The organism is Mesorhizobium sp. WSM4822 (genome assembly GCF_055811155.1).
In genome coordinates, this window is sequence record NZ_JBVVQM010000041.1 from 1 (window position 1) to 9682 (window position 9682).

The 9682-nt window shown below is 57.1% G+C and carries 5 protein-coding genes and 4 pseudogenes; 2 read left to right on the forward strand and 7 right to left on the reverse strand.

The features are described from left to right. Window positions 1-171: 171 nt before the first annotated feature. The 6 genes and pseudogenes from AC0L3E_RS34000 to AC0L3E_RS34025 form a co-directional block, all read right to left on the reverse strand. Window positions 172-459: pseudogene (locus AC0L3E_RS34000) on the reverse strand (IS66 family transposase); the annotation flags it as partial. A gap of 82 nt (window positions 460-541) precedes the next feature. Further along, a pseudogene (locus tag AC0L3E_RS34005) lies at window positions 542-914 on the reverse strand (IS66 family transposase); the annotation flags it as partial. A 193-nt stretch (window positions 915-1107) separates the two neighbouring features. Continuing rightward, window positions 1108-2775, reverse strand: a complete 1668-nt coding sequence (locus AC0L3E_RS34010) for an HAD-IA family hydrolase (RefSeq protein ID WP_473606820.1) — start codon at window positions 2773-2775, stop codon at window positions 1108-1110. Window positions 2776-3328: 553 nt separating this feature from the next. Then, on the reverse strand, window positions 3329-4351 hold the full coding sequence (locus tag AC0L3E_RS34015; RefSeq protein ID WP_473606821.1) for a beta/alpha barrel domain-containing protein: 1023 nt from the start codon (window positions 4349-4351) through the stop codon (window positions 3329-3331). A 47-nt stretch (window positions 4352-4398) separates the two neighbouring features. Beyond that, window positions 4399-5205, reverse strand: a complete 807-nt coding sequence (locus tag AC0L3E_RS34020; RefSeq protein ID WP_473606822.1) for an SDR family NAD(P)-dependent oxidoreductase — start codon at window positions 5203-5205, stop codon at window positions 4399-4401. 474 nt (window positions 5206-5679) lie between these two features. After that, complete coding sequence (locus AC0L3E_RS34025) at window positions 5680-6444, reverse strand: SDR family oxidoreductase (RefSeq protein ID WP_473606823.1); 765 nt, start codon at window positions 6442-6444, stop codon at window positions 5680-5682. 348 nt (window positions 6445-6792) lie between these two features. Between AC0L3E_RS34025 and AC0L3E_RS34030 the strand changes: the two are divergent. Further along, window positions 6793-7254: pseudogene (locus AC0L3E_RS34030) on the forward strand (transposase); the annotation flags it as partial. 652 nt (window positions 7255-7906) lie between these two features. On the opposite strand, the pseudogene AC0L3E_RS34035 reads toward AC0L3E_RS34030, so the two are convergent. After that, window positions 7907-8195 (reverse strand): annotated as a pseudogene (locus tag AC0L3E_RS34035) (integrase core domain-containing protein); the annotation flags it as partial. Window positions 8196-8346: 151 nt separating this feature from the next. Between AC0L3E_RS34035 and AC0L3E_RS34040 the strand changes: the two are divergent. Then, window positions 8347-9609, forward strand: a complete 1263-nt coding sequence (locus AC0L3E_RS34040) for an IS110 family RNA-guided transposase (RefSeq protein WP_473606825.1) — start codon at window positions 8347-8349, stop codon at window positions 9607-9609. Window positions 9610-9682: the final 73 nt, after the last annotated feature.

The following is a 9682-nucleotide window of genomic DNA, read 5'->3' on the forward strand; positions in this document are numbered from 1 at the left end:
GCTCGATTGCAAGGCTCGGGAATAGTGATGACGAAACAGTGGATCAGCATGCCGTAAGCCCTGTGCAAAAAAAGCGGGCTTCGTGCCCGAACCATTTATTGGGAACGGCGTGCGCGGATCTCATCATGGCCTGGCTGCAACAGCAGCTCACTCGCGAGAGGCCGGATACATTTACGCAACTGGAATCGTCATCGGCGATGTCGCGAACCCTTGCAGGGACGGGGCGGACCATACATTTTTTGACAGAAGCTCGCGCAATGCCGAGGCTTCCAGCATCTGGTCGCGGTCGAGATGGATGCCGTAACCCGAGAAGATCTGCGACTGGCGATAGAGAGGAAGATGCCGTGCGAATTTAGAGACGACCACATGCGCCACCAGCGCCCGTCGTTGCCATGCCTCGTCCATTACTCGCGCTCGCGCCGGCGCCTGGACGACATGGGCCTCGCAGGCCCGGCAGGCGCAACCGAGGACGCCGCGGCGGGCGGAGCGGCGACGGGCCCTCTTGACCGACGAGCGATCCATGCCGCCACACGCTCCAGTTGGCCCCGTAATTCCACGGCAAGAGCGCGTCGACCCGACTGACCGGAATGGCACCCGAGACGATCTGCTCGAGCAAGTCGGCGAGCCAGGTTTCGGGATGAGACCATTGAGCCCTGCCGAGTTGACCAGTGATGCCAGAACCGCCCAAGTCTCGCCACCGCGGGCGGATCCGGCAAAAAGGCTATTCTTCCTCGTCTGGCAGACCGGCTTGAGCGAAGGCTCGATAACGTTGCTGTCGACTCGATCCGTCCGTCCGCGAGGAAGGCTGTCAGCCCTTGCCAATGCGCCAGCGTGTAGGCGATGGCCTTGCCGAGCGACGCCCCGATCCGGGATACAACGGGCTGAACTCCCTCTCGACGACGCGGACGTCGCCGCCGTTGCAAAAGCGGTGGTCGCCATCCGCTCGTACTTCATGCCCAAGCGAGCAAGGCGGCCCGCATCTGAATCCTGCCTCTGTCAACCAAGGGCAGCCGGTTCTCGTGACGCTTACGCTCCATGAGGAACCTAGCCTATAGCGTATCCCCTGATTCTGAGGACAAGGCCTCATCAAAATCCAGGATCAAACATCTAGTCTGGTTTATTCGTACAGGTTGCTGACCGATGGATTGGAAACAAACTGCCGTCGAACATCTGCTGTAGGTTTTTTGCAACGTAGTCGGCAGCGCCGTTAGGGTCTTGCCGCAACTCGCCGCAGCTGTTGAGATACGGGGTTAGGAGAAGGGCGTCGAGCCCTGCAGCCTTTGCGCCCTTGATGTCAGTATCAACCTGATCGCCGACCATCAAAAGACGGTTGGTACCGGCCCGAGCGATGCATTCTTCGAAAATCGCTCTTCCTGGCTTGCCAATAACCTCTACTGATATCGGAGGAACTCCGAACGATGATAGCCCTGCCTCAAGCATTGGCCCTATTATTCCCGGTCCAAAGACATGTGAACCGTTCTTTCCAGGATAGATGATGTCCGCGTTCACCGCTATCAAACGGGGCATCTCGCGGGCGTGGATTATCCCACGATGAAAGGTCGAAAGGATGTTATCGGCGGCCCGTTTGAAATCAAAGCCTTCGTCATCGAGCACTACGAGTGTGTCGAAGGTCAGCTCAGTATGGGCGCCATGAAAGTTTGGGTGCTCGCCGAAGATCTCATGCGCAGCGTGTGCACTACCCAGATACGAAACTCGCCGCCCGGCCGCCAGCTCTTCGAGTACGCGATGTCGCGCAACACCTCCCGCGGACACAATATGGTCGACCCCCGGAATCGGAAGACCCGCGCGGCGGAGACGTGCAAATATTGCCATCTCCGATCCACTGCTGATATTCGTCACGATGTAGTATGGCTGACCGGACACATTAAGTCGCGCCAAGGTATCAACAGCGCCAGGCAGCGCTTCATTTTCGCTGATCAGGACCCCAATCGCGTCGAAGAGAATCCCGGCATAGCAATCTGCCACGGTTTTAGGAGGTGGGTTTTCGAGTTCGGCGGCTTGAGGACAGGCCGACTCCGTCCTTGGCTGAACCGCGCTTGCCATATAGGGCGGAAAGTAGCCGTGACGGTCGACCGTCGCTTCGGGTGAAATGCTGGCCTCACACGTCTCCCTATGAGCCCAAGCAAGCCATTCGCACAACAGCGCCAAGTCATCTGCCTCGACGGTAGGCCCCGCCCATATCCGGAATCCTGGCGGCGCGTCGCCGTAGCTCCAGATGTCAAAAGCCGCTCCTTCGGCTTCAAGTAGACGGATCATCTTCGCAGCGATTTCAGCGACATCCGCTTTCTCACCGGCAGCGAGCTCCTCTCGTACAAGCCGAAGAGTAATTGAACAGGTGGAGCGCGCTGCCGAATTGGTGCAAGTCCAATCAATCCAAGGAGTAGAATTCACCCAGTCGGCCAACACAGCATAGTTGTTGGCAACCCTGTTCAGAAGCGCAGGTAGTCCGCCGCACGCTTCGGCCCAGGCGAGCGCAGAATGGATATCCTCGACAGCGAACATGCTGGGGGTCGAGATCGTCCGGCCGCTAAAGAAGGCGTCGTTTACAGATCCATCTGGGTTGTGCAGCGTCATCAGTCTGGGTACAGGCTTACGTCCGCCGGCTTTCAGCCGTGCCTGGGCTCGGGGCGATAGCGCAATCATGCCGTGGCCGCCTTCGCCGCCAAGCGCCTTCTGCCATGACCAGCACAGAGCATCGGTCCGGTCGAAGTCGATGTGCCTGGTAAAAGCTGCCGAAACGGCATCCGCGATCACAAGCCCAGCCCGATCGGGAAGTATCCAGTCAAGGTCCGGCGGACAAACGCCGCTGCTGGTGCCGTTTAGCACTAGAACGACGTCATGGTTTGGGTCGACTCTGCTAGGGCTGGGAAAACTGCCGTAGGCACAAGCGTGCCGGCGTTGGGGCGCTAGCGCCAACCCGTCGATCTCATTTGCCCAATACCGCGAAAAGCTGTCTGACAAGAATGTCTCGACTGGAAAAGGGCCGAGTAGATTCTGTAAGGCCATGCTGCAGGCCCCGGTGCCTGAACCGGGCACGATCCCGGACGACCAGCTATCAGGCAGTTCTAGCAAAGAAGACATGCGCCTAATGACCTCTTTCAGCCTTTCTGCTCCCTTGGAACTCCGGTGACTTCGTCCAACATAGCGCAGCATAGTTGGGTGGACACTCCAACCAGGATGTTTACGGCAAGGGCCTGATGAAAACCGCGGATCAGACGGGAGGGTCGATGGTTTCACAACAGCATTTCGTAGAGTCATGGCTCCCTCCAAATTGGAAACAAGGAGTGCCTCAAGTGAGATACCTGCATCAGGCGATCTTCCGCGCCATCAGCGCCGACAGTTTTTCGTCGGCAAAACTCATCCGTTCGTCGGCGTGGAGGTTCGAAAGGCGGTCGATAATCGCGGCATCAGACAAGGTCCCGTCTTCGCGCAACTTTTGAACATAGGAAGGATGGATTAAGTTAGAGCCCGCGAACTGATATGCTGCGCTGCTGCTCCATCCATACCATTTGCGAAGCGGATCGAAATGACGCAAGACGTGCTCTAGAAGCGCGTGTTCCCCGGATTTGTCGAGGTGACCGAGAATTGGTAGGAGCTGCTCACTAGCTGTGTTTCCTGCCCCGCGGCCCATGCCACCCATCGTGCAGTCTATCCAAGTCGCTCCCGCCACCGCGGCCGCCACTGAATTGATCAGTGCGTATCCTCGGTTGTCATGGCCGTGAAATCCAATCTCACTCTCAAGCCGACTCGCAAACCGATCTATAATTTCCTGAACGCGGGTCGGCTTCATAGAGCCGAACGAATCGGCGATGTAAAGCACGTCGAGCCGCTCGATCTGCTCTAACTCCTTCAGGCACATCTCAACTTCTGCAGCATTTGCTGCATCTATCTGCATGAGGTTCAAAAACACACGGAAGCCCCTTTGAGACAACTCAGCGCAAATGGTCCGGCAGCAGGCCAGTTGGCTATAATGCGCGGCTACGCGTATGGTTGTAATCCGCCCCGGAGACAGTCCTTCTGTCAAGTCGACCATAGCAAGAGATATAGGCCGTTCGCTCGCAAGCACATCCTTGGCATCAATCATCAGGCACACTTCGGCAAGAAGATCCGCAGCCACCTCTTCGGCCTTAGAGCTCGTCATACTGGCGAAATATCCGCGGTTCTCAGGCTTTCCGGCGAGCCCCAGCTCGACCATACGCACGGGGAGAAGGTTGATGGTCGCGACATAGTCCGACACCAGTCCTGATGCAAAATCCCAACCTGTGTAGTAGCCACCGTCACGCAGGGTGCAGTCTAGGAAGTTAACGCCATCTGGTACCGTTCTTAACATAGTTCCACTTCCTTCTAACACCGGTGCTACATCGAATCGTCCTCGGATCAGCTTGCGGCGTAACCCCCGTCGACATAAAGAATTTCGCCGGTCACGAACGATGCAGCTGGGCTTGCGAGGAAAATGTAAGGCCCGAAATACTCGGACAGGTTGCCCCGGCGTCGCATTGGGGTGAGTTCCATTGCCCGGCGCTGGTAAGGGGTATCTAGGTTAAGATGCACCCCATCCATGAAGTTGTTGATGAATCCAGGTGCGACAGCGTTTACACGAATACCCTTGTCCGCCCATTCTACCGCCATAGTGCGTGTCAGTTGATTAACGCCTCCTTTTGTCGCAGCATATACAGTCAGGCCCGGTATGCCGAGCGAGCCGGCGACCGAGGATGTCATAATGATGCTGCCGCCGCCTTGAAGGAGCATTGCTTGGGCAGAAAATTTGGCACAGTAATAGTAACCGCGCAGATTGACATCGACAATTTCGTCCCATTCCGGCTCTTCATATGAATGTGCTGGCTTAATGATATCTGTACCAGCGTTGCATACCATCACATCTATGCGCCCAAATCGCTCGACCGTGCCATTGATCAGTGCCTTGCAATCGTCGTGCGCACGCACATCAGCGCGGATAGCCGTCACCTCAATTCCTTGGCCGGCAAGTTCGGCCTCTGCTTCGGTCAGCTCTTCAATATTGTGCGAGGAAAGGACAACCTTCGCCCCCAACCGTCCAAAGCAGGTGGCGAGTGACTTCCCCAAACCACGGCTCGATCCCGAAATGCAGACTACCTTGCCATCAATTCCGAAGATATGCCGGTACCCGTCTGTAACAACGGCTGGATTTATAGTTGTATTATGCATAATATATTACCTATTCTTAGCTATGATTTTAATTTTCGGTAAGTATATCCCCAATCGCTTATACCGAGAACACCGTGATGCTAGTCGCAAGAAAAGCGTTGGCCTTGTATTGCTGAACATAGCCTTGTACGCTGCATGCAGTCACAGCGCTTGCGGAACCGGTGTCAACTGTTCCGGCATGATCAATGGCCCGTCGAAACTCAGGCCGCCTCCCTCATCTGCTTCAAAGTAACTCCTCCGAATTTACTTCGTGCCAATAACTCGGATCAACCCCTGAGAGGTCGACTGCCTATGAATTGATCGTGCACAGTCAGGCGAGACATCGGCAAGACTACGGATGAGACCAAAGCCGAAAGTCGCTTCCTGGTCAGGATAATCGCGAATAAGCGCCGCATGTATGATTGAAAGGCCAAGATTTATAGGGACACTGTTCGCATTTGCTTTGGTCATGGACGGCTCCTCGCGGCCAATGATTTAGACAGTTGCACTCAAGCCACCATCAATGACGATCAATTGACCGCTGACATAGGCCGCGCGAGCACTAGCCAAGAATGCAGCAACTGCTGCGAATTCCGAGGGATCGCCGAGGCGTTGGGCTGGGGTCCTATCCTCCAGGGCACGGATGGCATCGGCATGGTCGCCGAGGCGATTGGCTTCGTGAATCGCGGTGCTGTGTGCTCCAGGAGCGAGCACGTTTGCGGTTATGCTCTCGCCCGACAATTCTTGAACGAGCGCGTGGCAATAGGGCACGAGCCCGGCTCGTGCGACACCCGACAGTGCGAAATGTGCTGGAGTCCTTACGATCGCCTCGGAGGCGAGCATCAATATTCGACCCGCTCGCGAAAGCCGCAGATACGGCAAGGCAGCCGTAACCAAATTTATCGAAGGTAAAAGTACTCGGTTGAACGCATCAGCAAAATCTTTGGGCGTCATGACCGAGGGTGGCCCGGCAGAAACGCCGCCGCAATTCGTCACCATGATGTCGATACATCCAAAATGCTCCGCTGTTTCATGAACCCAAGCTGCTGCATCCGCGCAGTCGGTTACATCGGTCGGGCGCGCCAGCACTTCGACGCCTCTGCTGCTCAACAGATCGACCGCTCCTTCTAGTCGCTTCGAATCCCGACCACAGATGGAGAGACGGCAGCCCTCCTTGACCAATTCCTCAGCTGTGGCTAAGCCTAAACCGCGTGACGCGGCCGCGACCATTGCCACCTTGCCTTCAAGCCCTAAATCCATTCTTATCCCCACTCGACATCGCTATGCTTCTTGGCACCTCTGCAGACAACAAGCATTAGCCATGCCAAGCGAAAAGATCCTTTTAAATCAATATAGATATCCGGTTGATAAAGCCTTTTGGTTTAGACCTAATGTCGACTTCCCTACATGTGTGTCCTCATAAAAGCACACCGATTTGCGGTCGTGTCCTCTCGGTGGTGTAGCTCGCCGTCACGAGCCGCTCGCGAGCGCCCCTCAACAGCGCTGAAGCGAGCGAGTGCCGTAGTGGCGGTATCGATTTTACCCAGCAAGGTCGGGACGCTGTGACATGGACGTGGCTCGAAGGAACCACCGACGACCGACCACGTCATAAACCTGCGCGCATCGTGGAGAAGATCCCCGACGCCGATATCTTGCGCGAGATGATCGGCTTTCCCGCCGAGAGGCTGAAGCTGGGGATGGGAGCCGCCACCGGCGCCGCCTAGCGAGAAGAACCCGTTGCGGACGGCTCAGCACAACGGCCATGGCGATCGCGATTGGGAGACGCCCGGTCGAACTGCGCAATCACCAAGGTCAGGACCATCCTGAGCCGCGCCGTATGGCTAAGGAGGCGCTGACGCGCCGACATTTCAGGAGGTCCTATAGTCAAGGCATCGCGAACCGTTTGGTCTCGATCTAGTCAAGGCGATGGGATGAGCGCGTCTCCGCCGAGCGGCCCATCGAGGGCGACTGCCATACCTGTGGATTGACGACACCTAGCTTAAGGTGCGCCGCGGCGGGCGCAACGTGTCGGTCGCCGTTATCATCGCAGTTGGCGTCAACAGCGGCGGATTCAAGCGGCAGACGCAACACCGATTGTTTGCTTAAGACAGCAACTCGTCAAGCGACCGCCGGCGTGTTTGCAGACCATGGTTTTTCTCGGTCGGGCATTGAGGGCCGCGGCGGAGATGGCGTCGGTGGAGTGGACACTCAGGTCGATGCCTTTCGGAGAGTACCAACGCGCTCCCCGACGCTGACCGAATAGGGCTTGAGAGGGGCTTCGTGACTTGATGGGTATCGTCTTTCAATCCGGGACTTCGATCGGCAAGCGTCGGCCAATCTGCTCCTGGCTCCAAGATCTCGCCCATCGCCGATCCTTGAGGGCCACGCCTCAAAGGAGATTATCCAGCCCAACATCAAGCATCAAGCGGTGGTTGCCCCGAGGACGAATGAAGCGAGTTCGCATGGTAGGTCTCTAGTATCTCTGAGCTGACGAGCCCTCTGTAAAGTGGCTTGCTTCGCACGGGAATTGAAGCGACCCTTTGAAGAAGACGAATGATCATCTGAAAGTGGATCGTCAACAAGCCGGACAATTGCAACATGAAGCTTGCCTGAGCGCCGAACTGGATGGTCCGCTCGCCGGCGGATAGTAGCGTGCACTAGAACAGGAGGCTTGACCTGAGACCCTTGTTCCAATGGAGAGTCCGGCGCTTCATTTCTGGCCTCATGCGGCCTGTTTTTCCAGCGCCATTTTCATGGCGAATTCGATGGGCGTGATGTTACCCAAGGCTGAGTGTGGTCTGTTGCGGTTGTAGTCCTCCTTCTATAGTTCGATTGCTGCCCGCGCTTGCGTGAGTGGAGAACAGCGTTTCGTTCAAACATTCATCGCGAAATCGGCCGTTGAAACTCTCCACGAATCCGTTCTGCATCGGCTTGCCGGGCGCGATGTAAGGCCATTCGACGCCGCTCTCCTGGCACCATTTGAGGACCGCCATCGACGTCAGCTCGGTGCCGTAGCACCTACGGAATGAAGGAGCGACGGCGACCTAGAGAGCGGTGCGCGCAGCTTTTCGCTGCAGGCGCGCACCGCTGTCGAGGCGGCCATGGCCAGTCAAAGTTTCTCTAGAATGTGAATGTTCACAACCCATTCCGGAGAGACCGACCATGACCACTTCAGATTCTACACCCGCCGCCGCGGTGCTGGTAGCGATCGACATTGCCAAGGTGCGCAATGAAGTTCTGATCGAAGCACCAGGCCACAAGCGCCGGCGTCGCCTTTTGGTCCTCAACACCCGTGCTGAGCACGACCATCTGATCGAAGTGCTGCAGGCGTACGGCCGCCCTGTGGTCTGCGCCTTTGAGGCGACCGGGAACTATCACCGGCCGATAGCATGGCGCCTGGCTGAAGCGAGTTTTGAGGTGCGGCTGGTGTCGTCGCTAGCGCTGGCCCGAACACGAGAAGCGTTGCACAACAGCTGGGACAAGAACGATCCAAAGGATGCACAGGTGATGCTGCACATGCTCAGGATCCAGGCAACACAAGTCTACCATGATCCGCTGCGCGCCGGCATCAACGACGTGCAGGAGCTGTCGAAGACCCATGAAGCGATCGCCAGGGCCAAGACCGAGATCCAGCACCGTATCCTGACGCACTACCTGCCGCTGTATTTTCCCGAGATCGATCGCTTCCGGGGGAACAGCCGCAGCGACTGGTTCTTCGCCTTCCTCCATGCCTTTCCGACCCCAGCAAGCATCACGGCGCTGACGAAGGAGGAGTTTGTGACGGCAGCGTGGGATGTCGTCGGTCGCAAGGTCAGCAAGACACAGATTCTGATGGATATTTACGAGACGGCGCGCTCATCGATCGGACTGCCCCTGCCGCTCGATGCCCCTGCCATTCGCATGTTCCGGATGGTCATTGACGAAGCACGCGGCCTGATCCGGCAGCGCAATGAGATCGAAGCGCAAGCCGACGAGCTGTTGCGGCACAGCCAGGACTATCAGCTCGTACGCCAGATCCCCGGCATCGGTCCGATCAATGCGCTGACGATCATTGCCGAAGCCGGCGATCTTCGCCGTTTCGGTCATCATCGCCAATTCCTAAAGTTCTGCGGACTGGACCTCTCGACACAGCAATCAGGCCAATATCGCGGCCAAACCCGCCTTTCCAAATTTGGCAATGCTCGGCTGCGCCGCACCCTGTGGATCGCCGGACAAGTCGCCATCCGCCAGCGGGAGAACGGCTTCCGTCATAAGTTCGAACGCTACATCGCGAGGGATCGCGACAATCCCGATCTACGCCGCAAGGCAATGAACGCTATTACCGCCAAGATGGCGCGTGTCGTGCACGCTGTCGTCAAAGGTGGTTCCGACTACCGGCCCTTCGTTGAAGGGCGGGTGCCAGGTGGAAGAACCTCTGTCAGCTAGATGTTTGATCCCAGGCTTTGATGGGGCATCCTTATCCTCCGAATCGAGGGATGCACTATGGGCCAAGTTCTTC